The sequence below is a fragment of the Janthinobacterium sp. Mn2066 genome (genome assembly GCF_049319705.1).
In the GTDB taxonomy this organism is placed as follows: Bacteria; Pseudomonadota; Gammaproteobacteria; order Burkholderiales; family Burkholderiaceae_D; genus Janthinobacterium.
Genome location: NZ_JBMOUF010000008.1, coordinates 118,613 through 145,239, shown reverse-complemented (window position 1 = coordinate 145,239; position 26,627 = coordinate 118,613). Strand labels below are relative to the sequence as shown.

The 26,627-nt window shown below is 61.4% G+C and carries 29 protein-coding genes; 16 read left to right on the top strand and 13 right to left on the bottom strand.

Annotated features, from left to right (window positions below; all coding sequences use genetic code 11):
- Positions 1–8 precede the first annotated feature (8 nt).
- The 3 genes from ACL9RI_RS16895 to ACL9RI_RS16885 are packed head-to-tail and all read left to right on the top strand — an operon-like array spanning position 9 to position 2,504.
- Entirely contained in the window at positions 9–737 is a 729-nt protein-coding gene (locus ACL9RI_RS16895; RefSeq protein WP_422727673.1) for a phosphatase PAP2 family protein, read from the top strand.
- A gap of 8 nt (positions 738–745) precedes the next feature.
- Complete coding sequence (locus tag ACL9RI_RS16890; protein ID WP_422727893.1) at positions 746–1,666, top strand: diacylglycerol/lipid kinase family protein; 921 nt, start codon at positions 746–748, stop codon at positions 1,664–1,666.
- Between the two features lies 1 nt (position 1,667).
- Positions 1,668–2,504, top strand: a complete 837-nt coding sequence (locus ACL9RI_RS16885; RefSeq protein ID WP_422727672.1) for a metallophosphoesterase family protein — start codon at positions 1,668–1,670, stop codon at positions 2,502–2,504.
- Between the two features lie 44 nt (positions 2,505–2,548).
- Here the strand turns inward: ACL9RI_RS16885 and cls are convergent, their stop codons facing one another.
- Positions 2,549–3,940 carry a cardiolipin synthase gene (gene cls / locus ACL9RI_RS16880; protein WP_422727671.1) on the bottom strand — a complete coding sequence of 464 codons (1,392 nt, stop codon included), beginning with the start codon at positions 3,938–3,940 and terminating at the stop codon, positions 2,549–2,551.
- The gene (locus tag ACL9RI_RS16875; protein WP_422727670.1) at positions 3,937–6,045 is read right to left on the bottom strand and encodes a site-specific recombinase; all 2,109 of its coding nucleotides are present in this window, start codon (positions 6,043–6,045) and stop codon (positions 3,937–3,939) included. The genes cls and ACL9RI_RS16875 overlap by 4 nt, the downstream gene beginning before the upstream one ends.
- Positions 6,046–6,369: 324 nt before the next feature.
- Between ACL9RI_RS16875 and ACL9RI_RS16870 the strand changes: the two genes are divergently transcribed.
- Complete coding sequence (locus ACL9RI_RS16870) at positions 6,370–7,458, top strand: porin (protein ID WP_422727669.1); 1,089 nt, start codon at positions 6,370–6,372, stop codon at positions 7,456–7,458.
- Here the strand turns inward: ACL9RI_RS16870 and ACL9RI_RS16865 are convergent.
- From ACL9RI_RS16865 to ACL9RI_RS16855, 3 genes are all read right to left on the bottom strand, one after another.
- A complete protein-coding gene (locus ACL9RI_RS16865; RefSeq protein WP_422727668.1) occupies positions 7,446–7,994 on the bottom strand; it encodes a DUF3617 domain-containing protein in 549 nt (182 codons plus the stop codon). The genes ACL9RI_RS16870 and ACL9RI_RS16865 overlap by 13 nt on opposite strands.
- Before the next feature lie 81 nt (positions 7,995–8,075).
- A complete protein-coding gene (locus tag ACL9RI_RS16860; RefSeq protein WP_422727667.1) occupies positions 8,076–9,623 on the bottom strand; it encodes a TerC family protein in 1,548 nt (515 codons plus the stop codon).
- Between the two features lie 96 nt (positions 9,624–9,719).
- The gene (locus ACL9RI_RS16855) at positions 9,720–9,965 is read right to left on the bottom strand and encodes a hypothetical protein (RefSeq protein WP_422727666.1); all 246 of its coding nucleotides are present in this window, start codon (positions 9,963–9,965) and stop codon (positions 9,720–9,722) included.
- 251 nt (positions 9,966–10,216) lie between these two features.
- Between ACL9RI_RS16855 and ACL9RI_RS16850 the strand changes: the two genes are divergently transcribed.
- Entirely contained in the window at positions 10,217–13,063 is a 2,847-nt protein-coding gene (locus tag ACL9RI_RS16850) for a M16 family metallopeptidase (protein WP_422727665.1), read from the top strand.
- A 72-nt stretch (positions 13,064–13,135) separates the two neighbouring features.
- Here ACL9RI_RS16850 and ACL9RI_RS16845 read toward each other — a convergent pair whose 3' ends face one another.
- The 4 genes from ACL9RI_RS16845 to ACL9RI_RS16830 all read right to left on the bottom strand — a co-directional run bounded on the left by ACL9RI_RS16845 (position 13,136) and on the right by ACL9RI_RS16830 (position 15,248).
- The gene (locus tag ACL9RI_RS16845; protein WP_422727664.1) at positions 13,136–13,819 is read right to left on the bottom strand and encodes an OmpA family protein; all 684 of its coding nucleotides are present in this window, start codon (positions 13,817–13,819) and stop codon (positions 13,136–13,138) included.
- A 183-nt stretch (positions 13,820–14,002) separates the two neighbouring features.
- Positions 14,003–14,149: a lmo0937 family membrane protein gene (locus ACL9RI_RS16840; RefSeq protein WP_183676858.1), complete on the bottom strand. Its 147-nt coding sequence runs from the start codon at positions 14,147–14,149 to the stop codon at positions 14,003–14,005.
- Between the two features lie 25 nt (positions 14,150–14,174).
- Complete coding sequence (locus ACL9RI_RS16835) at positions 14,175–14,480, bottom strand: hypothetical protein (protein WP_422727663.1); 306 nt, start codon at positions 14,478–14,480, stop codon at positions 14,175–14,177.
- Positions 14,481–14,594: 114 nt separating this feature from the next.
- Positions 14,595–15,248, bottom strand: a complete 654-nt coding sequence (locus ACL9RI_RS16830) for a glycine zipper 2TM domain-containing protein (protein ID WP_422727662.1) — start codon at positions 15,246–15,248, stop codon at positions 14,595–14,597.
- A gap of 210 nt (positions 15,249–15,458) precedes the next feature.
- Between ACL9RI_RS16830 and ACL9RI_RS16825 the strand changes: the two genes are divergently transcribed.
- Positions 15,459–16,202: a Crp/Fnr family transcriptional regulator gene (locus ACL9RI_RS16825; RefSeq protein WP_422727661.1), complete on the top strand. Its 744-nt coding sequence runs from the start codon at positions 15,459–15,461 to the stop codon at positions 16,200–16,202.
- A gap of 78 nt (positions 16,203–16,280) precedes the next feature.
- On the opposite strand, the gene ACL9RI_RS16820 is transcribed toward ACL9RI_RS16825, so the two are convergent.
- Together ACL9RI_RS16820 and ACL9RI_RS16815 are read right to left on the bottom strand one after the other, a co-directional pair.
- Positions 16,281–16,499, bottom strand: a complete 219-nt coding sequence (locus ACL9RI_RS16820) for a glycine zipper 2TM domain-containing protein (protein ID WP_152244667.1) — start codon at positions 16,497–16,499, stop codon at positions 16,281–16,283.
- 205 nt (positions 16,500–16,704) lie between these two features.
- Positions 16,705–18,738: an AsmA family protein gene (locus ACL9RI_RS16815; RefSeq protein WP_422727660.1), complete on the bottom strand. Its 2,034-nt coding sequence runs from the start codon at positions 18,736–18,738 to the stop codon at positions 16,705–16,707.
- Between the two features lie 256 nt (positions 18,739–18,994).
- Between ACL9RI_RS16815 and ACL9RI_RS16810 the strand changes: the two genes are divergently transcribed.
- The 8 genes from ACL9RI_RS16810 (at position 18,995) to ACL9RI_RS16775 (ending at position 24,499) form a co-directional block, all read left to right on the top strand.
- Positions 18,995–19,408 (top strand): DUF4398 domain-containing protein, encoded by a 414-nt coding sequence (locus ACL9RI_RS16810; protein WP_422727659.1) that lies wholly within the window; start codon positions 18,995–18,997, stop codon positions 19,406–19,408.
- Positions 19,409–19,425: 17 nt separating this feature from the next.
- Positions 19,426–20,304, top strand: coding sequence for an OmpA family protein (locus tag ACL9RI_RS16805; RefSeq protein ID WP_422727658.1), 879 nt, complete (start codon positions 19,426–19,428; stop codon positions 20,302–20,304).
- 116 nt (positions 20,305–20,420) lie between these two features.
- A complete protein-coding gene (locus ACL9RI_RS16800) occupies positions 20,421–20,957 on the top strand; it encodes a ferritin-like domain-containing protein (RefSeq protein ID WP_422727657.1) in 537 nt (178 codons plus the stop codon).
- A gap of 78 nt (positions 20,958–21,035) precedes the next feature.
- Positions 21,036–21,338 carry a DUF883 family protein gene (locus ACL9RI_RS16795; RefSeq protein WP_183676866.1) on the top strand — a complete coding sequence of 101 codons (303 nt, stop codon included), beginning with the start codon at positions 21,036–21,038 and terminating at the stop codon, positions 21,336–21,338.
- 17 nt (positions 21,339–21,355) lie between these two features.
- Entirely contained in the window at positions 21,356–21,742 is a 387-nt protein-coding gene (locus tag ACL9RI_RS16790; protein ID WP_422727656.1) for a phage holin family protein, read from the top strand.
- Between the two features lie 62 nt (positions 21,743–21,804).
- Positions 21,805–22,149, top strand: a complete 345-nt coding sequence (locus ACL9RI_RS16785) for a hypothetical protein (RefSeq protein ID WP_422727655.1) — start codon at positions 21,805–21,807, stop codon at positions 22,147–22,149.
- A gap of 129 nt (positions 22,150–22,278) precedes the next feature.
- On the top strand, positions 22,279–23,247 hold the full coding sequence (locus tag ACL9RI_RS16780) for an IS1595 family transposase (protein ID WP_422727654.1): 969 nt from the start codon (positions 22,279–22,281) through the stop codon (positions 23,245–23,247).
- A gap of 121 nt (positions 23,248–23,368) precedes the next feature.
- Complete coding sequence (locus ACL9RI_RS16775) at positions 23,369–24,499, top strand: patatin-like phospholipase family protein (protein ID WP_422727653.1); 1,131 nt, start codon at positions 23,369–23,371, stop codon at positions 24,497–24,499.
- Positions 24,500–24,679: 180 nt separating this feature from the next.
- Here ACL9RI_RS16775 and ACL9RI_RS16770 read toward each other — a convergent pair whose 3' ends face one another.
- Positions 24,680–24,832 carry a DUF3309 family protein gene (locus tag ACL9RI_RS16770; RefSeq protein WP_422727652.1) on the bottom strand — a complete coding sequence of 51 codons (153 nt, stop codon included), beginning with the start codon at positions 24,830–24,832 and terminating at the stop codon, positions 24,680–24,682.
- 41 nt (positions 24,833–24,873) lie between these two features.
- Positions 24,874–25,308 (bottom strand): glycine zipper 2TM domain-containing protein, encoded by a 435-nt coding sequence (locus ACL9RI_RS16765; protein WP_422727651.1) that lies wholly within the window; start codon positions 25,306–25,308, stop codon positions 24,874–24,876.
- Positions 25,309–25,621: 313 nt separating this feature from the next.
- Between ACL9RI_RS16765 and ACL9RI_RS16760 the strand changes: the two genes are divergently transcribed.
- On the top strand, positions 25,622–26,176 hold the full coding sequence (locus ACL9RI_RS16760; RefSeq protein ID WP_422727650.1) for a hypothetical protein: 555 nt from the start codon (positions 25,622–25,624) through the stop codon (positions 26,174–26,176).
- 119 nt (positions 26,177–26,295) lie between these two features.
- Positions 26,296–26,607, top strand: a complete 312-nt coding sequence (locus ACL9RI_RS16755) for a BON domain-containing protein (RefSeq protein ID WP_422727649.1) — start codon at positions 26,296–26,298, stop codon at positions 26,605–26,607.
- Positions 26,608–26,627: the final 20 nt, after the last annotated feature.

Genomic DNA, 26,627 nt, shown 5'->3' with positions numbered 1-26,627 from the left:
ACACAGACATGAGTGCGCGCTGGACCTTGCAGCTGCGCCGTTTCCTGGCCGCGCGCCTGTCGCCCGAAGGCGCACTGGGCTTGCACCTGACGGTCGGCGTGGTCCTGATGCTGCTCGCCATGGCGGTATTCCACGAGATTGCCGAAGCCGTGATGGGCGCCGAACAGATCACGGTCATCGATCTGCAGGTGGCGCACTGGTTCAACCAGCACGCGCTGCCCTGGCTGACGGCTTTCCTGCTATGTTTCACCAATCTGCATGGCGTGCTCGGCGCGCTGGTGCTGACGGCCTTGCTGGCCTGGTATTTTTACCGCCAGCGCGCCAGTGACTGGCTGTTGACCTTATTGATCTCCGTGCCGGGCGTCATGATCCTCAACGTCCTGTTAAAGTCGGTTTTCGGACGGCTGCGGCCCAGCTTTGAACAGCCGCTGCTGCAAACGGTGCTGGAGACCTACAGCTTTCCCAGCGGCCATACGGCCACCTCGACGGCGCTGTATGGCGTGCTGGGCGCCTACCTGATTTGCCGCACGGCGCCTGGCGCCTGGGGCCAGCGGGTGATGATTGCGCTGGGTGCGTTCCTGATGGCGGCGCTGGTGGGTTTCAGCCGCATTTACCTGGGCGCGCATTATCTGAGCGACGTGCTGGCGGCAATGGCCGAGAGTGCCGGCTGGCTGGCCATCTGCATTGCCGGCGTGTCGACGCTGCGTCGCCGCCGGGCTATTCGTCCAACCCAATAAGGAGAGTCATCCTGTCCACAGTCGCCGTCATCATCAATGCCGCTGCCGGTTGCGGTTATGCGCCCGATTGGGTCCGGCAGCTGGAAGGGCAATTCGCGGCCGTGGGACTCGACGCGGCCATCACCCTGGCCACCAGCGGCGCCGAAATGATGGCCACGGCGGAACAGGCGCTGGCCGATGGCGTCGAGATCGTGGTGGCGGGCGGAGGCGACGGCACCATCAACGCCGTCGCCTCCGTGGTGGTGGAGAAGGGCCAGGGCACGCGCTTTGGTGTCTTGCCGCTGGGCACCTTGAACCATTTCGCCAAGGATTTGCAGATTCCGCTCGATCTCGATGCGGCCATCGCCAACGTGGCTGGCGGCGTGGCCGTGCCCGTCGATGTGGGCGAAGTCAACGACCGCATCTTCCTCAATAATTCCAGCCTGGGCCTGTATCCCGACATCGTGCGCGACCGCGAAAAGCAGCAGCGCCGCCTGGGGCGGGGCAAGTGGCTGGCTTTCAGCTGGGCCTTGATTGCCGCTCTGCGCCGCTATCCTTTCCTCAACGTGCAACTGACACTGAATGGCGAAGTGCATGCACGGCGTACGCCGTTCGTGTTTATCGGCAATAACGAATACCTGATGCAAGGCTTGAATATCGGTGAACGGGAACGGCTCGATAGCGGCAGGCTGAGCCTGTACGTGGCGCAGCGCCCCGGCCGCCTGGGGCTGGTCAGGCTGGCCTTGCACGCGCTGTTCGGCAAGTTGTCGCAAGCGAAGGATTTCGATGTGCTGACGGCCACCGAGATGGACATCGCCACCCATCACCGGCGCCTGCGCGTGGCCACCGATGGTGAAGTGACGGTGATGAATACACCGCTGCGCTATCGCATCCGGCCCGCCGCGCTGCAGGTGATCGTGCCAGTTGCTTCCCTGAAAGCGGAGGGCTGAGATGCGTACCATCGTGCATTTGTCCGACCTGCACTTCGGCCGCGTCGATGCTGCGCTGCTGGCGCCGTTGCGGGCGCTGGTCGAGCGGCTGGAGCCGGACGTGGTGGTGGTCTCCGGCGACCTGAGCCAGCGCGCCCGCAGCGCCGAATTTATTGCGGCCCGTCACTTTCTCGACAGCTTGCCGGGGCCGCAGATCGTTGTGCCCGGTAATCACGACGTGCCGCTGTACAACGTGTTCAGCCGTTTTTTGACGCCGCTGCGCCAGTACCGGCAGCATGTGACGCACGACCTGTCGCCCGAATACGTCGATGATGAAATCGCCGTGCTGGGCATCAACACGGCCCGTTCGCTGACCTTCAAGGATGGCCGCATCAGCCATGAACAGATCGCTGCCCTGCGCGCGCGCCTGGGGCAATTGCCGCAAGGCTTGACGCGCATCATCGTCACCCACCACCCGTTCGACCTGCCTCCCAACTTCAACCTTAAAGACCTGGTCGACCGCGCGCCGCTGGCGCTGGCCATGTTTGCCGAATGCGGCGTCGACCTGCTGCTGGCCGGCCATCTGCACGCCAGCGTGGCCGGCAACACGGCCGAGCGCTACAAGATAGACGGCTACGCGGCCCTGATGGTGCAGGCCGGCACGGCCACCTCCACGCGGGGCAGGGGGGAATCGAATTCCTTCAATGTGCTGCGCATCGATTCCAGCTGCATACGCGTCGAGCGCTATAGCTGGAACGACGAGAGCCGCGATTTTGAAAAGGTCAGCACGGAGGCGTTTGCGCGGTCTGGCGGGGTGTGGGCCAGTCAAAGAGCGTTAAGCAATGCCGGCAGTGCCTGAACAATCACACCGCAACAACGCCATGGACTTTTTGGCAGGCACTCCTACAGCCAATAATTCATGAAACGGGCCGACCATTCCTTGATACGGTCCGACAGCGGCCGCGCTTCCCATTTCGCCTTGGTAATTTCTTCCGAGTCGCGCAAGTCTTCCTGAAACGCGTTTTCCATTTCGCGCCCGAAACTGTCGCCCAGCACCACTACGTTCAGCTCGCTGTTGTGCAGGAAGCTGCGCATGTCGATATTGGTCGAGCCGACTGTCGACCAGGCGCCGTCGATGACGGCTGTCTTGGCGTGCAGCACGGCCAGTTTCAAGTGGAAGATGCGGATGCCGCCGGCCAGCAGCTGGTCGTACAGGGCGTGGCCGGCGTGAAATACCAGGCCGCTGTCCGACACGCCGGGCAACACCACTTTCACGTCCACGCCCCGCTTGGCGGCGGCGATCAGGGCATTGACCGTTTGCTCGTCCGGTACGAAATAGGCGGAGGTGATGTGGATCGATTTCTTCGCTTCCTGGATCGCCAGGATATACGCCTTGTAGATTTCAAAGCCGCCGCCCGGTTCGCTGGCCACCACGCGCACCAGCTTGTCGCCTACTTCCGAGAGCACGGGGAAATAATTTCCATCGGGTAGGTCGGCCGCATCCTGCTGGGCCCAGGTGCGGATGAACAGCCACTGGAAGGCGGCCACGGCCGGGCCTTCGACTTTCACGTGGGTATCGCGCCAGCCCACGTCGTCCTTGTCCTTGTCCTTGGATTTGGAGCGGAACAGCGAACTCTTGGCGTAGGTGTCGCTGATATTGATACCGCCCGTAAAAGCCATCTTGCCATCGACGATCAGCACCTTGCGGTGGTCGCGGTTATTGATCTTCCATTCGTCGCCGCGCAGCTTGGCCGGGTTGACGGGATTGAAGGCGACCAAATGTACGCCGGCTGCGCGCATGCGATCGAAAAACGCTTGCGGCACGCCGATGGTGCCCACGCTGTCGTAGATCACGTTGACGGTCACGCCCGCCTGCTGTTTTTCGATCAGCATGTCGGCAAACTTCAGGCCCAGCGGGTCCTGGTCGAAGATATAGGTTTCCAGGTTGATGCTGCTCTTGGCCTCGCTGATGGCCTTGAACATTTCCGCCATGGTTTGCGGGCCGTCAAACAGCAGGGTGACTTTGTTGCCCTTGATCAGGGGCACGCCGGTGGCCGCCTCTTCCAGCGCGGCCTGGGTCTTCAAATCCATGCCGGACTTCGCCCAGCGCTTGTTGAGCAGGGCGGCCCGGCTGTTGACATCGAGCACGGCGCCCTTGCCCGTGATCACCTTGGGCGTGGCGGCTGGCGCCAGCTCGGTATTGAGGTTTTTAACATTGGGCAAGGAGGCGCATGCGGCGATGACCCAGCACAGCAGGATCAAGGGGAAATAAGATCGCATGCGCCTCTTTGTCATTTGTGGCCCCTGGGTGGCGCGGCGCCGGCCGATTCATCGGCCAGTGCCGGTGGCGGCGGATTCTTGCTGCCGAAGAAGAAGGTGATGGGCGACCTCAGGAAACGCTTGCCGAGGATTTTCAGCAACTGCACGCCATGCTTGAAGCGTACCTGGCGTGAACGCAGCGCCACCCACAGCGCCAGGCCGAAGCTGACCAGCAGGTTGGCCGTGCCGATGGCGAAAATGCCCGACAGCGACTTGACGGCCAGTTGCCAGCTCATGTGGTGATCGAGTCCCACCAGCGCCGTGGCGAAGTTGGCTGCCGAAAAGGTGATGTGGCGGATATCGATGGGCAGGCCGACCAGGAAACCCAGGGTGCCTATGGTGCCCAGCAAGATACCGAAATAGAAGTTACCCATCAAGCCACCGAGGTTGTTTTCCAGATACAGGCCCAGGCGCTGCAGCCTTTCCTGGCCGATCACGCGCCCCAGGCCGCGCAATTGCGCGATGCGCTGGGCCCAGCGCGTGTACAGGGCCTGGTTGTCATAATAGCCCGAAATCAGGCCGGCCACGAACAGGCACACGCCGGCGATCATGGCGTAAAACACGGCCGGCGTGCCGATCGGGTCTATATCGTGCAGCAAGTGCATGGCCTTGTCGGGCGACACCAGGTGATGGCCGGTGATGGCCTTGTAGCCGAGCGCAATCAGCCAGGCCGTGGGAATCGCCGTGGCCAGGTTGCCCAGCACGGCCATGTTTTGCGTGCGGAACACCTTGGTGATCAGCTCGGCCATGCTGTCGAGGTCGATATTCCGCCCATCCTTGCTGTGCAGGCCGGCGGCGATGCGCGAGGCGGTCATGGCCGGCTGCTTGGTGGCCACCGTGAAATGCAGCAGGTGGATGAACATGAAGCCGACCGAATAATTCATGCTGAACATGAAGGCTTCGACCAGCGGCGCCGAGCGCAAATACGACATCAAGATCTTGAACAGGGCCATGAAGCCGATGATCACGCCGGCGCCGGCCGACGACAGGAACATGCCGCCCATCTCGCGGCGGTTTTCCGCGATGTAGTGTTCGCCCGTGCGGCTGGCGTTTTCCGTCACATTGCGGGCTAGTAAGTTGATATTGTCGGAAAACAGGTCGCTGACCTTGTACTTGTTGTTGTGCGCGCTGATCAGTTCCAGCGCCAGCGAGACGGCGCCCGCGCGGCGCCGGCTGATCGGGCGGGCATCGATCAAGTCTTGCGTGGCGTCTACCGTCACGGCAGCGATGTCGACATTGGGCGAACCAGGCAGCTCGCCGCTGGTATCGACCAGGAACAGCAGCTTGCGCAATCGGTCTATGCTTTGCGCCAGGGCCACCAGCAAATAGGTGAGGGGAATGCTGGTGCCCTGGTACAAGGCTTTCTTGCGGATCTTGGCGATCACGGCGTCGCACTGGTCCAGCATCACCAGCAGATGGCGCGCATCTTCGATCGGCTCCGGGTCGCCGTGCAACAGTTTTGTGTAGGCATCGAGGTAGGCGTTTACTTCCGTGTTTTGCACCATGAACGGCGACTGGAAGACTTCGATTTCATTATGAAACCGCGTCAGTTCCGGTTCCAGCCCCATCGCGCAGACGCGGTAGGACAGGGTGCGGATGGCGTCGAGCATGCCTGGCAGCATGATATTGCCATCGCCCACGGCCAGTTCGATCTCGTCCGCCGTCAGCACGTCGAACAATTCCAGCCAGTCGGCGGCCGGCACGTTGCTGATCCAGATGTAGTCGGTCTTCAGGTACAGCACCTGGTCGAGCGCGTCGTTCAGGTATTCATCGCCCAAGGCGGGCGGCAGCATGCGGTAGGCGATGCGGCGTTTCAGTTCGGTAAAAAAGCCGCTGTTCGACAGCACGCCGATATCGGTGTAGAGGCTGGCGTGGCGGCGCGCGGCCAGCACGCGCAGCACGTATTCGTGCAGGGCGCGGGCCTGGGCGGGATTGCCTTTCAGTAGTTGGCGCAGGGTGCGCACATTGGCGATGGCGGTGGCGCTGTCGTGCGGTCGCTTGGGACGCAGTGAGTTAAATAATTCCACCAGCAAGTCGATGTTGCTGGTGTAGGGGTCAATGCGTTCGAGGATAGCTAGCATGCAGGAAAAACGGGCGAGCCGCTGTCGGTAAAACCAGTAGTGTACCGCCTGTGTCAAATCACGCAACGTTCGGCAACGAACCATGATGGAAGACAGGCGTTGCTTTTGTCCTTATTTTGCAGCAAAACACGCAATCATGGTCACTATTTGTCTGTTGTCAGCATGCGACGCCGTTCCAGGGGCTAGGCTGGGGTTTCTGTTGTACACCGCACAGATTGCTTGCCAAAAAGCGAGGATAACGTGACACTAAGGTCGTAATGCACAGCGTGCTTGATCTTGATCAATACCGGGAAGTTTTCTTTTCACCTCACCGAGATATTTATCATGAAGCCTTCGTATTTCGCGCTTGCTGTGATGGGATTCGGGCCTTGTGCGCTATCGGCGCAGGCCCAGACAGGCTCCAGCACGACCGTGTATGGCGTGCTCGACGCGGGCATCGTGGCCGAACGCGGTTGCGCCAGCGATTGCGCCAGCACCAAGGTCTCGGGCGGTGTCGCTTCCGGCTCGCGCCTGGGCGTGCAGGGCCGCGAAGCCCTGGGCAATGACGTGGCCGCCGTCTATACGCTGGAAGCGGGCGTGCTCAACGATACCGGCCAGTCGGACCAGGATGGCCGTTTATTTGGCCGCCTGGCCTATGTGGGCCTCGACAGCCGTTTGGGCGCGCTGACCCTGGGCCGCCAGTACAATCCGCAATACCTGGCCCTGACCGATGTGGCCGACCCGTTCAAGGGCGGCATGGCCGGCAGCGCCAGCAACCTGGCCGGCTACAGCGTGAAACGCTATGACAATACCGTCAAATACGTCACGCCAGCCTTGCGCGGCGTCAGCGCGTCGGCCATCTACAGTTTCGGCGAGACACCGTATAGCAGCGCGAATAACCGCGCCTATGGCGCCACCATCGGCTACTCGGCCGGCGCCGTGAATATCAGCGTATCGCACCAGCGCAAGAATAGCCTGATCCTGGCCACCAGCAGCGCGCCTTCGGTCGACATGTCGGCGCGCAACACGCTGGTGGCGGCCAATGTGGACCTGGGTGTGGCGACAGCGTTTGCTGCCGTCGGCGTCAACAAGGGGTATGGCAGTTCGCCCTGGGACCCCAGCAATGCCTACAGTTCGCTGGCCCTGTCGATGTCCTCGTCGGACAGCCGCGACACTTTATTGGGCGTATCCGTGCCTGTGGGCGGCTTCAAGCTGCTGGCCTCGTTCGTGCACAAGGATGACCGCGACCTGGCCAACCGCGACGCCAGCCAGGTCGCCGTGGGCCTCACGTATTCCCTGTCAAGACGCAGCGATTTCTATGCGTCCTACGCGAAGATCCAGAACAGGAACGGCGCCCACTACACGGTCGGCAATGCCAGCGATGCGGGCCGTGGCGATGCCGCTTTTAATATGGGTTTCCGTCACGGCTTCTGACAGCTGGCACTGAGCCACTTGCCCGTGCTGGCCACATTCACCTGTTCCGGCATGCCGCGTGCGCTGGTCGTCACGTTCAATTGCATGTTGAAAGCCTGGTCGCCGTTGAACACGACTTTTCCAGTGCCGCTCGACTTGGGATTGGTGCAGCTGAACGCTACCTGCATGCCGCCCGCGATGGGCTGATTGTTCGACTGGCAATTGCCGGGCTGGCCGGTCGGTATCTGCTGGCGCGCGGCCATGGCTGGCGTGACGCAGGCGGTCACCCGCACGGCGCCGTCGGCGCCCACGGTGGGCATGGCCACGCCGTTGCTGGCCGCCATCGCTTCGAGCTGCTTGCGCTGATCGGGCGGCAGGTTGCCCAGCTGCTGCAGCACCATGCCCATGGCATTGTCGGTGGCCGCATCGGGTGAACTCATCTTGTTATCGATTTGCCACAGGCCCGGCTTGATGACGGGCGCTGGCGTCTGGGCGTGGGCCTGGCCGGCCAGTACTGCACAGGTCAGCAAGGTCAGGCGTAGCGGGGATGGTTGCATCTGGAGTCTCCAAAGAATGGCAGACCCCAGCATACGGCATGGCAAGCGTGGCACGCTTGCCGTTTTGTTACAAGGTGTGATTTACAGCGTGTGATCGGGCGCGATGCGGCGCACGTCCACGCTGGCGATGCGGCGTTCGTCCGCTTCCAGGATTTCGTAGCGGAAACCGTCCAGCTCCAGCACTTCGCCCACGGCAGGCATGTTCTCGAAATGCGCCAGCAGGTAGCCGGCCAGCGAATTGTATTCGCCATCTTCGCTGACCAGGGTATCTTTCTCGAACACTTGCTCCAGATAATGCAAGTCGGTCGCGCCATCGATGCGCCAGTGGTCGGCGCCCAGTTTTTCCACGTCCGGCTGCTCGTCTTCGTCGGGGAATTCGCCGGCGATCGCTTCGAGGATGTCGATCGGCGTCAGTACGCCTTGCACGGTGCCGAACTCGTCGACTACCAGCACCAGCTGGCCACGCGAACGTTTCAGGGTTTCCATGGCTTTCAGCACGCCGGCCGCTTCCGGCATGACGATGGCTTCGCGCATGCTGAGCGGATCGATCTCGCCGTGCGACACCAGGTCTTCGATCAAATCCTTGCTGCGGGCGATGCCGACCACATTGTCCAGGTCATCCTTGCAGACGGGAATCATGCTGTGCGGCGTTTCGCGCAGCAGTTGCAGCATCTTTTCGCTGCTGTCGTTCAGGTTCACCCACGATACGTCGCCGCGCGGCGTCATCACCGAGCGGATCGAACGTTCGGCCAGGGTCAGCACGCCGCTGACCATATTGCGTTCTTCCACGCCGAAGGCCGAGGTATCGAGCTGCGCCTGCACTTCATGCTCTTCGACCACTTCGCGGCCCTTGCGGCCACCCAGCAGGCTCAGCACGGCTTGCGCCGTGCGGTCGCGCAGCGGCGTCGACGATTGCAGCTTGAGGAAGTTGCGGCGCGCCAGCTGGTTGAAGAACTCGATCACCACCGAGAAGCCGATGGCAGCATACAGATAACCTTTGGGAATGTGGAAACCCAGGCCTTCGGCGATCAGCGACAGGCCGATCATCAGCAAGAAGCTCAGGCACAGCACCACCACGGTCGGGTGGGCGTTCACGAAGCGCGTCAGCACCTTGGAAGCCGCCATCATGACGCCGATGGAAATGATCACGGCAGCCATCATCACGTACAGGTTGTCCACCATGCCCACGGCCGTGATCACGGCATCGAGCGAAAACACGGCGTCGAGCACGACGATCTGCGCCACCACCAGGCCGAAGCCGGCATACACCTTGGGACCGGTTTCGGCATGCGTGACGCCTTCCAGGCGTTCATGCAGCTCGGTGGTGGCCTTGAACAGCAGGAACAGGCCGCCGGCCAGCAGGATCAGGTCGCGCCCCGAGAATGAGAATTGCCAGATGGAAAAGAGCGGCGTGGTCAGCGTGACCAGCCAGGAAATCAGGGTCAGCAAGCCCAGGCGCATGACCAGCGCCAGGGTCAGCCCCAGCACCCTGGCCTTGTCGCGCTGGTGCGGTGGCAGTTTCTCGGCCAGGATGGCGATGAAAATGAGGTTGTCGATACCCAGTACGATTTCCAGTACGACCAGCGTCAGCAGGCCGACCCAGATTGTCGGGTCAAGTAACCATTCCATGTGTGTAACCTTGTAAATATAAAATCAAAAATTGTCGAGCTTGCCTGGTGGCGCAGTACCTCAGGCGCGAATCATGTCTGAACCATGCCGGTGTGATCAGTGGCGGACGCGCGGCGGCCGCATGGCCGGCCGCACGTCCGCTTCGGAAAGTGCGCCGGGTCCCGCTTGCCAGATGATGGCGTAAAAGGGCAGTGCCTGGCGCAGCGCGTGCGATGGTGTGACGGGATCGTGATCGTATTCTTCGGCGCCGGAAAGGTCGCCGGCCTGCTGGAAAGCTATGGGCGTAACGGTGTCGCCTGCCGCAGCAACAGGCTGGAGCAGGGCAGGGCTGGCGGTCGCCATGCTGGCGTATGCCTGGGGAAGTACGGTGAAAACAAGAAAGCAGAGCAGGACGAGAGCTCGTCTCATATACAGGCAGATAGTTCTGGAACGGTCGAGTATAACACGGGCATATGACGGCCCCGTGACCAGACCTTGCGCAATTGGCAAGCATGCCGTAAATTGTTGAATAGTAATAATTTCAATGATCGGCGAAGACGCAGCGCTGATGCCATGAATATTCTTTATTAACGTAGTGTTACCAGGAAGCTGACTTGAAACCGATTACCGCTCTTTTGCTTGCCGCTGGCCTGCTGTCGCCGGCACTCCTGCCATCGCTGGCCTTTGCCGCCACCCCTGCTGAAACCGTCAAGACCCAGAAAACCGGCACGCCTGCTGCTGCCGTCAAAGTCACCTCGGTCGAAGGCATTACCGAATACCGCCTGGCCAATGGCTTGCGCGTGCTGCTGTTTCCCGACGCCAGCAAGCCTACCCTGACCACCAACATCGTCTACCTGGTCGGTTCGCGCCATGAAAACTATGGCGAAACGGGCATGGCCCACTTGCTGGAACACTTGCTGTTCAAGCCCAGCGCCAATTTCGGCGTCAAGAAGGGGAGCAAAACCCCGGTCGAAGTGTTGAATTCCACGGGCGCGCAGTTCAACGGCACCACCTGGTACGATCGTACCAATTACTACGCCACCTTCCCGGCCAACGACGACAACCTGCGCCAGATCCTGGCGCTGGAAGCGGACCGCATGGTCAACGCCACGATCGACCAGAACGACTTGTGGAATCCGGCTACCCAGAAGGGCGAAATGACGGTGGTGCGCAACGAGTTCGAGATGGGCGAGAGCAATCCGATCCGCGTGACCACCCAGCGCATGCAGGCAATCGCCTACGATTGGCATAATTATGGCAAGTCGACCATCGGCGCCCGTTCCGATATCGAACAAGTCAATATTCCCCGTTTACGCGCGTTTTATCACAAGTATTATCAGCCGGATAATGCCGTGCTGATGGTGGCCGGCCGCTTCGACGAAGCCAAGGTATTGAAGCAGATCAATGATTTTTTTGGCAAGATAGTAAAGCCCACGCGCGTGATCGAGCCGACCTATACGGCCGAGCCGGTGCAGGATGGCGAACGCTCCGTCACCGTGCGCCGCAGCGGCGGCACCCAGTTCGTTGGCGCCGGCTACCATGTGGCGCCATCGGGCAACCCGGAAGCGGTGGCGATTGAAGTGCTCGGTGAAGTGCTGACCGATGCGCCATCGGGCCGCTTGCACAAGGCGCTGGTGGAAACCAAGCTGGCCAGCAAGGTCGAATTCAATTCGGTCAGCAACCTGGAGCCAAGCTATAACATATTCGGCGCGCTGGTGCCGGTCGGTGGCGACCTCGACGCGGCCCAGGCCGCCATGCTGGCCGTGCTGGAAGACATGAAATCGCATCCGGTCACGGAAGCCGAAGTGGCGCGCGTCAAGCAAAACATGCGCAAGCAGATCGAGCTGGCGACCTCGAATACGGCGCGGCTGACGATTGCCCTGACGGAATCGCTGGCGGCCGGCGACTGGCGCCTGTTCTTCCTGCAGCGCGACCAGCTTGACAAGGTGACGGCGGCGCAAGTGCAGGCAGCGGCCGAGAAATACCTGAAAACCTCGAACCGCACCCTGGGCCGTTTCATTCCGACCGATACGCCGGACCGCACCGTCGTGCCAGCTTACGCCGATGTGGCGTCGCAGCTGGCCGGCTACACGGGCCGCGCCGTGGTGGCGCAAGGCGAAGCGTTTGACCCCAGCCCGGCCAATATCGAAGCGCGCACCACGCGTTTCACCTTGCCGAATGGCTTGAAAGGCGCTTTGCTGCCGAAGAAAACCAAGGGCAATACGGTCAGCGTGGTATTGAAGCTGCAATTGGGTACGGAAGAGAGCTTGCGCGGCAAGGCTGCGGTGGGTGCCTACACGGCCAACCTGCTGGTGCGTGGCACCGATCAATTGTCGCGCCAGGAAGTCAAGGACAAGTTTGATCAGCTGGGTATGCAAGTGATGATACAGGGTGGCCCGGAAGGCGTAACAGCCACACTGGTGGGCAAGCGCGACAACTTGCCGGCGGCCATGGAATTGCTGGCGCAAGTGCTGCAAAAGCCTGCGCTGAGCGAGAAGGAATTCGCTGAACTGCAGCGTGAGCGCGTTGCCAAGGCGGAACAGGATTTGCCTGAACCGCAACCGCAGGCAATCAATGCCTTCCGCCGCCTGATCGACGCCACGCCGGAAGGCCATGTCCGCCACGTGGCTACGCTGCCGGCCGAACTGGCCAACTTGAAAGCGGTTACGGTAGCCGATGTCAAAGCCTTCCATGCTGCCTACTATGGCACTTCGAATGCCACTTTTGCCGCCGTCGGCGACTTCGATCCGGCCGCGCTGAAAGCGCAAGTGGCCAGCCTGTACGGTAACTGGAAAGCGGTCCAGCCCTATGTACGCATTCCCGCTGCCGTGAAACCGGTCAGCGGCGAGAAAATCACCCTGGAAACACCGGACAAGGCCAACAGCGTGCTGTTCGCGATACAGCCGCTTCCCCTCAAGGATGATGCTGCCGTCTACCCAGCCTTGCTGATGGCCAACCACATGCTTGGTGGCGGCGCGCTACGCAGCCGTCTGGCGGACCGCATTCGCCAGAAAGAAGGTTTGTCGTATGGTGTTTCTTCGCAACTGAACGTGCCATCGCGTGAACCGGCTGCTTACTGGATGGCTTATGCCATCAGCGCACCGCAAAATACGCCCAAGGTCGAAGCGGCCCTGCGCGAGGAAATCGCCAAGGTGCTGGCCGATGGCTTTACGGAAGCGGAATTGGTCGAAGCGAAGAAAGGCTGGCTGCAATCGGAAGAAGTGGGGCGCACGCAAGACACTGGCCTGGCGCGCGAACTGGCAGGCTATCTGGCGGAAGACCGCACCATGGCTTACGACAAGGACCTCGAAGCGAAAGTAGCCGCCCTGACCTTGGCGCAAGTGAACCAGGGCTTGCGCGACTACCTGAAGCCGGAAGCCGTATCGATCGTGACGGCCGGCGACTTTGCCAAGGTCACCAAGGAAGGCGAGAGCGGGACCAAGGCAAGCACCTCGAAGTAATCCTTGGCACGTAAAAAAAACCGCTGGCAAGCGCACTTGCCAGCGGTTTTTTTATGGGGACTTCGATGAAAATTATTGACGTGGAGCAAGCTCTGCGACGTAAATCTCCACCCGGCGATTGCGGGCGCGGCTGTTCGCGTCGGCGTTCGAGGCGATCGGTTCGCGCGAACCGCGGCCTTCGGTGACGATGCGGGTCGGCGAGACGCCGCGCATGGCCAGGTAGTCGCGCGTATGGGCGGCGCGTTCTACCGACAATGGCTGGTTGATGGCGTCGCTGCCCGTGTTGTCCGTATGGCCGATGATGCTGACGGTGGTGTTCGGATTGTCGTTCAGGGTGGCAGCGAAGCGGTCGAGGATGGGGCGGAAATTGCCCTTGATGTCGGCGCGGTTGGTATCGAACGAAATATCGCTGGGGATTTCCATTTTCAGGCGGTTATCGGCCGTTTGCGTCACTTGCACGCCCGTGCCTTGGGTGGCTTGTTCCATCGTGCGTTTCTGGTTTTCCATGCGGTTCGACCAGATATTGCCGACCACCGCGCCGGCCGCCGCGCCCAGCAGGGCGCCGCCGGCCGTGCGGCCGGCGCTGCCATTGCCCGTGGTGCCGCCGATCAGCGCGCCCAGGCCCGCGCCGACGCCGGCGCCCGTGGCCGTACCGCGTTGCGTGGCGGACATATCTGCACAGCCGGAGATGGCCAGGGTGAGGGCCAGCATGCCGGCCACGGATTTGGCGCCAGGGCCGGTTTTGAATGCTTTCATGGATTTTCTCCTGATGTTGTTATGGGACGTGCCCAGAGCTTACCCGCACACGTTACTGCAAAAATATCTTGTTTGGCAATTGCTTACAAACATATACAAAAGTGCATGCAAAGACGGCGCCCGTTTGCACGCGCGCCGCCGCCGGCTTTCGCCCTATTGCATGGACCGGGCCAGCGGACCAGTCTATAAACCTCGCCCGCTGATCAGGCGCAGCAGGATCATGATCACGGCAATGACCAGCAGAATATGGATGAAACCGCCTATGGTGTAGGAAGTTACCAGGCCCAGCAGCCAGAGAATGATGAGTACGACGGCGATTGTGTAAAGCATGATGGAGTCTCCTGGAGTGAAATTGTCATGATGGATTGTCTGCCTTGAAGGCCTTGCGCACTGTACGCTGCCGTACATAACGCTGACTTAGTTCTGGCCCCTTGTCGATTTCGGCCATGCCGGGTATCCAGGCCAGCATGCCGGCCAGGCCGATGGCGCCCGCCATGCAGCTGAACAGGCCGCCCGTGAGCAGCAGCATGATGCCGAACGCGGGCGCCGTTGCCGGCGACGGCGACAGGTCCAGCGCGCAAAAGCCGAGCGTGGTCGCCAGCATGCCGCCGCCGATAAAGCTCAGCCAGATCCGCTTGCTGCCCGTCTTGTCGTTTTCCATGCTGCCTCCCGTGGTCGCTGTGCGGTGGAATTCACCTGCCTGCATCATCCATCGCCGTTGCCAGCGCATCTGTACGCCAACGTACATTGTCAAATAGAAAACTTACGCGGAGGTTCAGCCTGCGCGCAAGCCGCCATTGACGATGCGCACGCGGTCGCCCTGGCGCCAGCCTGGCGCGGCGCTCTGGTGGATGGTGCGCGTCTTGCCGTTGTCCAGGCGCACGACGATGTTGTAGCTATGCGTGGCGCGCACATTGCCTTCGATCTGGTTGCCGGCCACGGCGCCGCCGATGGCGCCCAGCACGGTGGCGATCTGCTGGCCGTGGCCGCCACCCACTTGATGGCCGAGCAAGCCGCCGACCACCGCGCCGCCCGCCGCGCCCACGCCGCTGCCCGCAGCGCGCGTGTTGATTTCATGGATGGCTTCGACCACGCCGCAATTGCCGCAGACGGGCGGTGGCGCTGGAGGCGCTGCCGCCATTTGCGGTTCAGGCTGAGGTTGTGGCTGAAGTTGCGGCTGAGCTTGTTGTTGAGGTTGCGGCTGTGCCGGCTGCTGGGGCAGGGCGGCCAGCGGCTGCACGCCGGCCGGTGGCTGGCTGGCTTGCAGCGCGGCCATTTGGGCGCTCGAGGTGCTGGCGTCGAGCGGACGGGCATCGCCTTGCGAAGACGGCAGCCAGCCCATCAGGGCGGCCGTGCCGACGCCGCAAAATAGCAGCACGGCAACAGCGGCTGCCAGGACGAGTGGGTGGGCGGATTTGGTAGTGGTCATGAGATGCTCCTGTATGTTTCTGTAGGTAATCAATAAAGCGTTTTGTCTGGTGCTGCTGTTTTTGTCGTTTGAATCAGTGTGCTGCTCCGTGTCATCGGCTTCCGTGCGTCACCGTACATACAGGACGGTGGCCGCACCGTAGCCTAAGTAAAAATCATGTCGAGATGTAACGACACCAAGGAAAAGGCAAAACCAGCTATGACCGCCACCATGAACTTGCCCCGTGAAGCAGGCCGCTCGGGCGTGAGCCCCTCCGCTGCGGGCAATCGTTTGCTGGCCAGCCTGCCCGAGTCCGATCTGCACCACCTGGCGGCCCTGTTCGATACCGTCACGGTGGACGTGGGCGACGTGCTGTACGAACCTGGCCATCCCATCGCCCATGTCTATTTTCCCGACGACTGCCTGATCTCGCTGCTGGCCGTGGCCGAAGGACGCATGACCCTGGAGGTCGGTTCCGTTGGCCGCGAAGGCGTACTGGGCGCCTCCGTCGCCCTCGGTCATGAGCTGGCGCAAGTGCGGGCCGTGGTGCAACGTTCCGGCAGTGCCAGCCGCATGTCGCGTGACGATTTCTGCGCCGAATTCGCCCAGCTCGATTCCTTGCAACGCTTGTTGTACCGTTATACCGACACCTTGCTGGCGCAGGCGATCCAGATCGCCGTCTGCAGCCGTTTCCATGTGCTCGAAGCGCGCCTGGCCCGTTCCCTGCTGATCACGCGCGACCGTTTGCAATCCGAAAAATTTCATCTGACCCACGAGTTCCTGGCCCATACCCTGGGCGTGCGCCGGGTCGGCGTCACCAAGGCGGCCAGCGCGCTGCAGCAGCAAAAACTGATTACCTATAGCCGCGGCAATATCGAGATCCTCGATTCGGCCGGGCTGGAAGCGGTCTCCTGCCGTTGTTATGAGCTGGTCAAGGACGTGGGCGCGATCGGCATGGCGAATGTCTTTATCTAGTCCGGTTTTTCGTGCGTGAGCAGACGCAAAAAAAGCGGGACGGGCCATACGGCGCCCGTCCCGCTTTTTTCAGCATGCTTACTTCGGTTTGACCTGGTTGCCGATCACGCCACCGACGGCGGCGCCGCCGACCGCGCCGACGGCGCTACCGCCCGTCAGCACGGAGCCGGCAACGGCGCCGACGCCAGCGCCGATGGCGGTGTTCTTGTCCTGGCCCGACATATTGGCGCAGGCGGTCAGGCTCAATACGAGTGCGGCGAGCGAGGTGGTCGCGGCGAGTTTTTTGATGGTTTGCATGATGGTTTCTCCTTTAGATTCGAATTCCGTGGCGCAGACATTGGGCGGATATGGGGCCAAGTACAGGCCCGGCCGGTGCTTGGGCCTCGCGTCACGTTTCTGGTGTTTCAGGCACGGTCTCAGGATAGGATCAGGGCAAGGAAGGGTCTGTTCGACAACGCACATAGGTGTGTAACAATTGTAAATGCGCTACATCTGCCGCCACTCAGCGCGCTTTTTTGACTGGCTGCTTGCCAGGCGGCGGCGCCACCGGCTTGACCCTGGCCTGCGCCAGCAGCGTTGCGCATTCGCTGGTGTCGCCAGGGCCGGTATTGACCAGTGGTAACAGGGCGGCAAACGGGGCGACGGTCGCCAGCGCCAGCGCGCCGCCCGTGCGCAGGGCCAGCACGCCCTTGTCGACGCTGACGTCAGGCTGGCTGAAAGTGCCATGCACATACAAAGGCGAGCGCAGCGAAAAGATGCGCAGGCCCTTGCTGTCCGGTTGCAAGGTCAGGTCCAGTTTTTCATTGGCCAGGTTGACCGTGCCATCGATGTGCAGCACGGCGTCGTCCGTGTCGACGATGAACTGGCGCGTCTGCATCAAGCCCCTGGTGGCGACGAAATCGGCGGCCATGCAATTGAGCTTGACTTGCTTGTCGCCGGCCAGCTTGGCGAGCACCACGCTGCCGATATTGAGGCCCATTTCCTCGAGCAGCAGCTTGCTGATGCTGCCCCGGTTGATCAGGGCCCGTACTTCGCCGTTCGAGCTGCCCAGCAGGCTGGCGACGGAATTGCCGATGGCCGACAGCGAGGCGTCGCCATTGATTTCCCCTATGCTGGCCTGCAAGGCGTCGAGCCGGGGAAACAATTGCTTGATGCGCAGATGGCGCGCGCTGGCCGTCAATTCGGCGGCGATGCCGTTGGCGATCACCTTGCCGCTGCCGTCGAGCTTGATCTGCGAGCGCAGGGTGCCGCCCGCGATATTGAAGTTCAGCGGCGCCAGCGACAGCACGCCGTCGCTCAGCAGCACATGCGTGTCGAGCTCGCTGATGGGCAGGTCGGCGTCGCGCGTGATCTTGTCGGCCGTGTAGCGCACGTCCGCGTCGAGGCTGGTCCAGCGTTCCGTCTTGAAGGTTTCCACCGGCAATACGCGGCCCGCCGGCTGCTGTTGCGTCACGCCCCGTTCCGACTTGCTGGCGCTGGAGTCGGCGCCCACCAGGGGACCAAGGTCGCGAAATTGCAGCAGGCGCGAGTGGACTTCGCCACGCAGCAGATGGCGTGGCTTGCGTGCTGAAAAGGCCAGCTTGCCCTGCACGTCGCTGGAGCCGACCTTGCCCGTGAAGTTGTCATAGACCCAGTCGCCGCCACCGGGCGCCAGCGTCCCCGTCAAATGGCCTTCGGTACTGAAATGCGGCGTTTCCGGCAGCAATACCCCCGTCAATGGATACAGACGGGCCATGCTGGGTCCCGCTATTTTCAGGCGCACATCGAGCGCGGCCAGGCGGGTAGGGCGCGTCAGGGTGCCCTCGATCGCGAGCGATGTCTTGCCTGTCCGTATGCTGGCCTGCACGGGAAACGGCGTGCTGTCTTGCTGCAGCGACAGCACGCTGCCCGCCTTGCCATCGCCTTGCACCTGGTCGCCATGGTAAATGCCGGACAGTTTCCAGGCGATGCCATAGCGCGCATCGCCGCTCAGGGTATCGACATCGGCCCGCAGCTGCGCTTGCGTGACGGCGTCCGCCAGGGTGACCGTGCCCTTGCTGAAGACCACGCTTTGCAGCTGCAGCCGCCATGGCGACGAGGGATTTTGCCGGTCGAACGTCCAGTTGTTCTGGCCATCCTGCTTGCGCAGCAGATGCAGTTGCGGTGCGTCAAAGCGCAACTGGGGAATCACGATCTGTTTGTCGAGCAAGGCCAGCGGGTTGAGCGAGAACGCCAGCTGGCTGACGGTGGCCGCGTCGGCGCTATCGCTTGTCATGGCGACAGGATTGCCCAGTCGCACCTTGGTCGCCTGCAAATGCGGCCAGGGCAGGTAGCCGCGCCAGCCCGGCTGCGTCCCCCCGCCGGCCTGCTGCCAGGTCAGCGACAGGTCGCCCTCGATGGCGAACGGCCGGCCCAGCGCTTCGCTAACCCTGGCATTGAGCCAGGGCTTGGCGCGGTTCCAGTCGGCATGGCTCAGCACGGCGATGGCGGCCACGGGAATGGCGAATATCACGGCGGCGCTGGCGAGGCTGATTTTCTGGCGACGGGAAAGGGGCATGGCGTGCTTGCTGTCAGGTGGCAATGGAAACTTGTCGATGCTACAGCAAAGCGCTTGTTGCCGCGCTGGCAAGCGCTGTATGGTGCGCTGGCGCACCTTGTGGAAATCAATCTTGTCGATTGCCTACTCTATGTGCGGCACCGAACGGATAGCAGGGGAGGGGCGGCCTATAACGTCATACAGCAAACGCAGTTCTGTTCGTAGTTCTGTTCCCTGATGCAGTTTTGATCGACCCATGTTCTCCAGGAGAAAAAAAATGACAAGCCGAGATCTTTTGACGTTCCCCCTGAGCAAGCTGGCCGCTGGCGCCGTTGCTGCCTCCGTGTTCCTGATGGCTGGCTGCTCCAGCATGAAAACGCCTGCGACGGCCGACGTTGCCGTGTCGCGCGCCGCCGTCGCTAACGCAGCCAGTGCCGGCGCAGCCGAGCTGGCGCCCGATGAGATGCGTTCGGCCCGCGAAAAAATGGCGCTCGCCAACCAGGCCCTGAAAGACCGCGACTACAAACGGGCCAGCGAACTGGCCGACCAGGCGCAAGCCGATGCCAAGCTGGCGCAAAGCAAGGCCAATTCGACCAAGGCCACCACGGCCGCCGATGAAATCAACGAAAACATCCGCGTCATGCGCGAAGAACTGAACCGCGCCAACCAGCAAGCAGCTCCCCAACAATAAGAAGCCAGGAACCCATCATGCAAAAATCTACCTACACCACCATCCCCGGCCTGCTGGCCATGGCCGCCCTGGTCGCCGCCTGCAGCTCCGCTCCCACCACCACCAGCTTGCTGGACCAGACCCGCGGCGACTACATGGCCGCCCAATCGAATCCGCTGGTGTCGACCTATGCCCCGCGTGAATTCCGCGAAGCGAGCGCTGCGCTGGAAGCGGCCAATGCCGCCGCCGAACGCCGCGATGACAGCGAAAAAGTCGACAAGCTGGCCTACCTGGCCAAGCAAAAAATAGCCACGGCGCAAGAAATTGCCAAACAAAAAGCAGCGGAAGCCGATATCGCCAATGCCGGCAAGCAGCGCGACCAGTTGCGCCTCGATGCGCGCACCCAGGAAGCCAACCAGGCGACGGCGCGCGCCGAAGCGGCCCAGGCCCAGGCGCAAAATGCGGAAGCTTCGCTGCGCGACGCCCAGGCCCGCGCCGCTGCGCTGCAACTGCAACTGAATGACCTGGCGGCGAAAAAAACCGAGCGCGGCATGGTCATTACGCTGGGCGACGTGCTGTTCGGCACCGACCAGGCCAACCTGACGGCCGATGGCACGAATACGGCGCGTAAGCTGGGCGATGTGCTCAAGAATAATCCCCAGCGCACCGTGCTGATCGAAGGCTTTACCGATAGCACCGGTGGTTCCGCGCATAACCTGGAACTGTCGCAGCGGCGCGCCGAATCGGTGCGCAATGCGCTGCTCGACCAGGGCATCGCCCGCGACCGCATCGCCACGCGCGGTTATGGCGCTGCCTACCCGGCGGCCGGCAACGATACGGCATCGAACCGCCAGTTGAACCGCCGCGTGGAAATCGTGCTGTCGGAAGACAACACGGCCATTCCCGCCCGCCGTTAAGCGCAGTCTCAAGCGTGCAGTATTAAGCGTGCAGTATCACGCGTAGTAAAAGGCAGCACCGGCCGCATGCCTGTTGGCGGCCGGTGGATACCCAATCAGTTCAGAAAGGAATCATCATGAGTGCTACCTCTGTTGCCATCCCCGCCGGTATCGATACGGCCGCGATCCGCGCCGCCGCCAGGAACCTCGATGACGGCGCCGTCACGGCCGGCTACCAGGGCGACCGCCAGGAAGTCATCAACATGCTCAATGGCGCGCTGGCGACCGAGCTGGTGTGCATCGCGCGCTACAAACGCCACTATTACACCGTCAGCGGGCGCGATAATGGCACGATCAAGGCCGAGTTCCTTGAACATGCGGAGCAAGAGCAGGAACATGCCGACTGGCTGGCCGAACGCATCGTGCAATTGAATGGAAAACCAGATTTTAATCCTGCAACATTGCTCGCGCGTAGCCATGCCGAGTATGATGACTCTGACGACGTGCAAAGCATGGTGCGTGCCAACCTGATCGCCGAACGCGTGGCGATCGAGTCGTATCGCCAGATGATTGTGAAATTGGGCGATAGCGACCCGACCACGCGGCATTTGTTGATCAAGATCATGGCAGTAGAAGAAGAGCACGCCGATGACATGCGCGATCTGATGGAATAGCATGCTGTAGTAAAGTTAAGTGTCAGAACTTAAAACTTAGAAATTAAAATCATTCATCCACCGCTGAGGAGTTAAACCATGTTGGAAAACAATATCACCACCGTCAATAACGATGTCAAGACTCTGGTCAAGGATGCGCAAGCGCTGTTCAGCGCCGCCGCCGCACTGACGGGCGAAAAAGCCGACGAAGTGCGCGTCAAGGGCATGAAGACCCTGGACGCCGCGCTGGTCAAGGCACAGGAAGCCCAGGCTTCGGCCATCGTCGCCACCAAGCAGATCGCGGCCCAGGCCGATGGCTATGTGAAAGAAAACCCATGGCGCACGGTGGCGGTTGCCGCTGGCGTTGGCGTACTGGTTGGTTTCATCCTGGGCCGCAAGTAATCCATCCTGGGAGCGATATGGACAAGTCTGCTTCGTCTCACCAGGGGGCCGGATTGATCGCCTCATTCGCCGGTCTGGCCAGGAACGCTGTCGGACTGATGTTGTCGCGGCTGGAACTGGCGACCATCGAGCTGTCGGAAGTGCGCAATCATGTACTGCAGCTGATCGTCATCTTTGCACTGGCGACGGTGGCAGGCCTGTTTGCCATCGCGTATGGCAGCGTGCTGATCGTCTTCCTGGCCTGGGATAGCCTGGGCTGGAAGATCCTCCTGATCATGACGGCAGTATTCGTGCTGCTGGCCATCGGCCTGGTCCTGTATGCGCGGGCCATGCTGAGCCAGGGCAAGCTGTCCATGCCGGCCACCATGGCGGAATTGAAGGCTGATCGCGACATGCTGATGTAGTTGCCAGGCGCGGCTGGCACGGGCCTGCCCGTGCCGGCCGCGCCGGTTCACCGGGAGAATTCATGTCGGAACACGACAAACTGGCGGCGCAAGCCGCCCGCAAGCAGCAATTGATTGCCCAGGGCGAGCTGTATCGCGTGGGCATCGTGCATGCGCGCGCCAACGTGGGCTATGCCCTGCGTCCCGAGGCGCTGTTGCAAGGCGTGGTCGAGACGGCGGTCGGGTTTGCCGGCCACCGTGTCGAATCCTTGCTGGCGCCGGGTGGCATGCGCCTGCAGGGCGCGATGCCCTATGTGCTGACGGCGCTGTCCTTCATCGGCCGCCGCAAGCTGGTCAAGCCGGCCCTGGCGCTGGTGGCGGTTGCCGCCGTGGCCACCAGCTGGCTGCGCCGCAAGCGCCAGCGCTGAGACACAAACCTGCTGCATCGCAACGCCGTCATCGACGGCGTTTTTTTTGGGCTCTGTCCTCATTAAATAGGGGAACCTGCCTGCAAGGCTGAGGTCTGACTGATCAGAGCAGTCACCAGGGAGGCCGCCATGCTACAACCGCAATGGCAGATATTGATCGCGCAGTTCGCCAAGCTTTCTCGACATCAACGCTTGGAGGGAATAAAACTGCTGGGCGGCGCGCCGCCCGGGCAGGCGGCCGCTGCGCTGATCGAAGGCACGGCTCAAGCGCGATTATGCTGTCCGGCATGTCGCTCGCGGCATATGCACCGGCACGGCCGCGCCAACGATCTGCAGCGTTATCGCTGCGTGCCTTGTGGCAAAACATTCAATGCGCTCACGGGTACGCCCCTGGCCCATCTACGCCATAAATCTTTGTGGCTGGACTACGCGAATTGCTTGCTGAACTCGGACTCGGTACGCAAGGCTGCCCAGCAACTGGACATTCACCGCAATACCAGCTTTCGCTGGCGCCACCGTTTTTTAGCATTGGCAAAAACCGACCGTCCGCGTTGCCTGCATGGCATCACCGAGGCTGATGAGCTGTATCTGCTGGAATCGGAAAAAGGGGCGCGGCATTTGCGGCGTCCGGCACGCCGACGTGGTGGTCACGCCCGCCAACGCGGCATTTCCAGCGAACAGGTCTGCATCCTGGTGGCGCGCGACCGCACCGGGCAAACCATCGCTTTCGTCACTGGCAAGGGGCCCATCACGAAGAAGCAACTCCTGCATTGCTTGCCGCCCGTGATCGACAAGGATATTTTGCTGGTGACCGATGGCCATGCGGCGTATGCCGCGTTTGCCCGGGAAGCGGGCATCAGCCATCAAGCCGTCAACTTGCGTGCTGGCATCCGCGTGCGCGGCGCGGCCCACGTGCAGAACGTCAACGCGTATCACAGCCGCTTGCGCGGATGGCTCAGCATTTTTCATGGCGTGGCCACGCGTTATCTACCGAATTACCTAGGCTGGCGCTGGATACTCGATGCCAGGCGCATCCTGTCTGCTGAAACATTATTGAAGGCAACCTTGGGAGAGTTCCCAAACCTGACGGTGACATAGCCTTTTTTTTGCGCTCCCGGTCCGGGACGTGTGCACGGGCAGGCGATCGCACTATCCCTTACAATGGCTTACGGTGCACACCCGCACGCAGACTATGGATGGGGCTATCTTGACGACAACGATGAATCCGTTAAATCCTTCGCGCCTGCGCATCGTGCTGGTGCTGCAGGGCGGCGGCGCCCTTGGCGCCTATCAGGCAGGCGTGTATCACGCGCTGCACGAACATGGCCTGGCGCCCGACTGGGTAGTGGGCACCTCGATTGGCGCCATCAATGCGGCGATCTTGGCCGGCAACAAGGAAGAAGACCGGCTTGTGCGCCTGAAGCAGTTCTGGGAGCGCATTTCGCACCGCGACAGCATCGACATGACCCGCGTTTCCGACCAGCAGCGCCGCTCGAATATCTGGCTGGCCACCCTCGACACCGTTTTGCGCGGCGTGCCCGGCTTTTTCAAGCCGCGCCATTTCAGCCTGTTTCCCGCCGGGATCAGCGTCGAACCCGAGCAGGCCAGCTTTTACGATACCAGCGAACTGACCAGCACCCTGAATGAACTGGTCGATTTCGATTACCTGAACCAGCCGGGCGGCATGCGCCTGACCGTCAATGCGCTGCGCGTCAAATGCGGCAGCCTGACCAGTTTTGACAGCCAGCAGCAACAGCTGACCGCCGACCATATCCGCGCCAGCGGCGCCTTGCCGCCCGGTTTTGCCGGCGTGCGCGTCGATGGCGACCTGTACTGGGATGGCGGCCTGTATTCGAATACGCCGCTGGAAACCGTGCTCGACGATACGCCGCACGTCGATACGCTGGTCTTCATGGTGGACTTGTGGAGCTCGGAAGGGCCGGAACCGACCACGCTGGACGAAGTGCAGACGCGGCAAAAGGATGTGACGTTTGCGTCGCGTTCCAAACGCCATATCGAGGACTACGTCAGCACGCACACCCTGCAGCACAAATTGCGCGAACTGTATGCCAAGTTGCCCGATACGGCGCATAACCGCCAGCAAACGGAAGAACTGGTGGCGCTGGGCTGCGACAGTACCATGCACATCGTGCGCCTGCCCTACGCGGGCCGCGACTGGCATATGGCGGCCAAGGACATCAATTTTTCCAAGGGTTCTATCGAATGGCGCTGGGAGCAGGGTTACCAGGATGCCTTGCGCGCCATCAAGGCGGCCGGCTGGCTGGAGTTTGTGACGCAAGACACGCCGCTGGTCGTGCATGAGCTGCCACCGTACGAGCGTGCCGCCTAAGAACGCCTATCAAAACCTGCTGCGCGTCGAGATTTGCGTCTTGCGATGCTCACTACCTCGGCGGCCCCGTGCAAGCACAGCGCCGCTTCTCATCCACAACTCGCATCCGCTCGCTACGGTTTTGTTAGGCGTTGTAGAAAACAGATTGAGATGTAAAAAAAGGCGCCGTAGCGCCTTTTTTTACAGCCTGCCCGTCAGTAGCAGCAATAGCAGGATGACGACGATCAACCCGGCCACGCCGCTGGGGCCGTAACCCCAGTTGCGGCTATGCGGCCAGGTGGGCAGGACGCCAACCAGGGCCAGGATCAGGATAATCAGGATGATGGTGCCCATGGTATCTCCTTGTTATTGTTCATTATTGGTGATTGAGATGATTAACGGTAGACGCGGCCGTCGACGATGCGCACGCGGTTACCCGGTTGCAAGTTGTTCGCGTTGTCTTGCACGATGGTGCGGTATTCACCATTGTCCAGGCGTACGCTGATCTGGTAGTTCAAGCCGGATTGCTGGCGGTTTTCCACCTGGTTGCCGACCACGCCGCCGGCGACGGCGCCCGCGACGGTGGCGGCAGTGCGGCCGCCACCTGAGCCGATGGTGTTACCCAGCAGCGCACCGGCAATGCCGCCGACGATGGCGCCGGCGCCGCTGCTGCTGCCGCCCTGTATTACCTGGATGGAATCGATGGTGCCGTAGGTGGAATAGTCGCCCTGGGGCGCGCCATAGTTTTGCGATGGACCGGTATTGGCGCAACCGCTCAGTACGGCGGTGGCGGCGAGCATCAGTGCAGCCAAGGTGGCATTGGTTTTCATTTTATTCTCCTGACGTGGTGTAAGTGTGAGTCCATCTTAGACACGGCGCCATGCCGGGTCTGTACGCTGCCGCACGTACTTAATTGTCATCGCTGCAAGAACTTTTCCGTCCTCCCCTGCAGCGCTGAAGCCGGTGCTTGTGCGCGATTAACGACAGATTCCCCCACTGTTTCACAATAAGCATGCTTGTGTACGGCAGCGTACAGAAGGCACGGCGCTATCCACGTAAAACGGTAGTCATGCCAAGCAAGTAGTTGTTTAGCCAATAGATAAGAAGCAACAAGATTCTGATGCTGGAATCAGGGAGTCGTTTATGCAGAAGAACAAACTAGTCGCAGCCGTGCTCGTCAGCCTGGTTTGCGCTGGCTGGGCTGGCCAGGCTGTCGCGGCCAGCGCCGAGGCGAAGGCCCTCTACCAATCGGCGAATCAACAGGCGGCTGCCAAGTACAAGACGGCACGCGCCCAGTGCGATGGCGTCGCCGGTAATCCGAAAGATGTCTGTATTGCCGAAGCGAAGGCCGTGCGTGCCTACGATGAAGCGGTAGCGCAGGCGCAATACACGAACACCTTGCGTGCCTATACCAGGGCACGGGTCAAGATTGCCGACGCCAACTACGATGTCGACCTGGCCCGCTGCGGTGCCTTGACGGGCAATGACAAGGATGTGTGCGTCAAGCTGGCCAAGTCCACCAAGATTGCCGCCCTGGCCGATGCCAAGGCAGACAAGAAGGTGATCGAAGCGCGCAGCGATGCGCGTGAAGCAAAAAGAAAAGCCGAGTACAAGGTCGCAGCAGAAAAATGCGATGCATTCGCCGGCGCAGCCAGGGATGACTGTATCAAGGCTGCAAAAATCCAGTTCGATGAATGAGGCCCGATAGTTGGGCGCAAGGAAGCGGCTGGTATGCGTAGCAGTATGAAAAGTTGTATCAAAAGCTCGTTCGAGCACGTTGTTTGACTGTTAATTGTCCATTCAAAAGGAAAAAAATCATGAAATTCACCAAATCCATCGCCACCGGTCTTTTCGTCGCTTCCCTGTTCGCCGTTGCCGGCTGTGCATCGACCCCGACCAAGGAAGGCACGGGCGAATACGTCGATGATTCCGTGCTGACGACCAAGGTCAAGGCCAGCATTTTCAATGAACCTACCCTGAAATCGACGGAAATCAACGTGGAAACCTTCAAGGGCGTGGTGCAATTGAGCGGCTTCGTGGCCGATCCTGCCTCGATTGCCAAGGCGGCTGAAATTGCCCGCGGCGTGAAAGGCGTGAAATCGGTCAAGAACGATCTCCACGTCAAGTAATCGCCGGATTGCCTTGCGCA

Excerpts from the sequence above, each read along its gene's own strand:
- ACL9RI_RS16895 (WP_422727673.1), top strand. The coding sequence starts at position 9 with ATGAGTGCGCGCTGGACCTTGCAGCTGCGCCGTTTCCTGGCCGCGCGC.
- ACL9RI_RS16885 (WP_422727672.1), top strand. The coding sequence starts at position 1,668 with ATGCGTACCATCGTGCATTTGTCCGACCTGCACTTCGGCCGCGTCGAT.
- cls (WP_422727671.1), bottom strand. The coding sequence starts at position 3,940 with ATGACAAAGAGGCGCATGCGATCTTATTTCCCCTTGATCCTGCTGTGC.
- ACL9RI_RS16875 (WP_422727670.1), bottom strand. The coding sequence starts at position 6,045 with ATGCTAGCTATCCTCGAACGCATTGACCCCTACACCAGCAACATCGAC.
- ACL9RI_RS16870 (WP_422727669.1), top strand. The coding sequence starts at position 6,370 with ATGAAGCCTTCGTATTTCGCGCTTGCTGTGATGGGATTCGGGCCTTGT.
- ACL9RI_RS16865 (WP_422727668.1), bottom strand. The coding sequence starts at position 7,994 with ATGCAACCATCCCCGCTACGCCTGACCTTGCTGACCTGTGCAGTACTG.
- ACL9RI_RS16860 (WP_422727667.1), bottom strand. The coding sequence starts at position 9,623 with ATGGAATGGTTACTTGACCCGACAATCTGGGTCGGCCTGCTGACGCTG.
- ACL9RI_RS16855 (WP_422727666.1), bottom strand. The coding sequence starts at position 9,965 with ATGGCGACCGCCAGCCCTGCCCTGCTCCAGCCTGTTGCTGCGGCAGGC.
- ACL9RI_RS16845 (WP_422727664.1), bottom strand. The coding sequence starts at position 13,819 with ATGAAAGCATTCAAAACCGGCCCTGGCGCCAAATCCGTGGCCGGCATG.
- ACL9RI_RS16840 (WP_183676858.1), bottom strand. The coding sequence starts at position 14,149 with ATGCTTTACACAATCGCCGTCGTACTCATCATTCTCTGGCTGCTGGGC.
- ACL9RI_RS16835 (WP_422727663.1), bottom strand. The coding sequence starts at position 14,480 with ATGGAAAACGACAAGACGGGCAGCAAGCGGATCTGGCTGAGCTTTATC.
- ACL9RI_RS16830 (WP_422727662.1), bottom strand. The coding sequence starts at position 15,248 with ATGACCACTACCAAATCCGCCCACCCACTCGTCCTGGCAGCCGCTGTT.
- ACL9RI_RS16825 (WP_422727661.1), top strand. The coding sequence starts at position 15,459 with ATGAACTTGCCCCGTGAAGCAGGCCGCTCGGGCGTGAGCCCCTCCGCT.
- ACL9RI_RS16820 (WP_152244667.1), bottom strand. The coding sequence starts at position 16,499 with ATGCAAACCATCAAAAAACTCGCCGCGACCACCTCGCTCGCCGCACTC.
- ACL9RI_RS16815 (WP_422727660.1), bottom strand. The coding sequence starts at position 18,738 with ATGCCCCTTTCCCGTCGCCAGAAAATCAGCCTCGCCAGCGCCGCCGTG.
- ACL9RI_RS16810 (WP_422727659.1), top strand. The coding sequence starts at position 18,995 with ATGACAAGCCGAGATCTTTTGACGTTCCCCCTGAGCAAGCTGGCCGCT.
- ACL9RI_RS16805 (WP_422727658.1), top strand. The coding sequence starts at position 19,426 with ATGCAAAAATCTACCTACACCACCATCCCCGGCCTGCTGGCCATGGCC.
- ACL9RI_RS16800 (WP_422727657.1), top strand. The coding sequence starts at position 20,421 with ATGAGTGCTACCTCTGTTGCCATCCCCGCCGGTATCGATACGGCCGCG.
- ACL9RI_RS16795 (WP_183676866.1), top strand. The coding sequence starts at position 21,036 with ATGTTGGAAAACAATATCACCACCGTCAATAACGATGTCAAGACTCTG.
- ACL9RI_RS16790 (WP_422727656.1), top strand. The coding sequence starts at position 21,356 with ATGGACAAGTCTGCTTCGTCTCACCAGGGGGCCGGATTGATCGCCTCA.
- ACL9RI_RS16785 (WP_422727655.1), top strand. The coding sequence starts at position 21,805 with ATGTCGGAACACGACAAACTGGCGGCGCAAGCCGCCCGCAAGCAGCAA.
- ACL9RI_RS16780 (WP_422727654.1), top strand. The coding sequence starts at position 22,279 with ATGCTACAACCGCAATGGCAGATATTGATCGCGCAGTTCGCCAAGCTT.
- ACL9RI_RS16775 (WP_422727653.1), top strand. The coding sequence starts at position 23,369 with ATGAATCCGTTAAATCCTTCGCGCCTGCGCATCGTGCTGGTGCTGCAG.
- ACL9RI_RS16770 (WP_422727652.1), bottom strand. The coding sequence starts at position 24,832 with ATGGGCACCATCATCCTGATTATCCTGATCCTGGCCCTGGTTGGCGTC.
- ACL9RI_RS16765 (WP_422727651.1), bottom strand. The coding sequence starts at position 25,308 with ATGAAAACCAATGCCACCTTGGCTGCACTGATGCTCGCCGCCACCGCC.
- ACL9RI_RS16760 (WP_422727650.1), top strand. The coding sequence starts at position 25,622 with ATGCAGAAGAACAAACTAGTCGCAGCCGTGCTCGTCAGCCTGGTTTGC.
- ACL9RI_RS16755 (WP_422727649.1), top strand. The coding sequence starts at position 26,296 with ATGAAATTCACCAAATCCATCGCCACCGGTCTTTTCGTCGCTTCCCTG.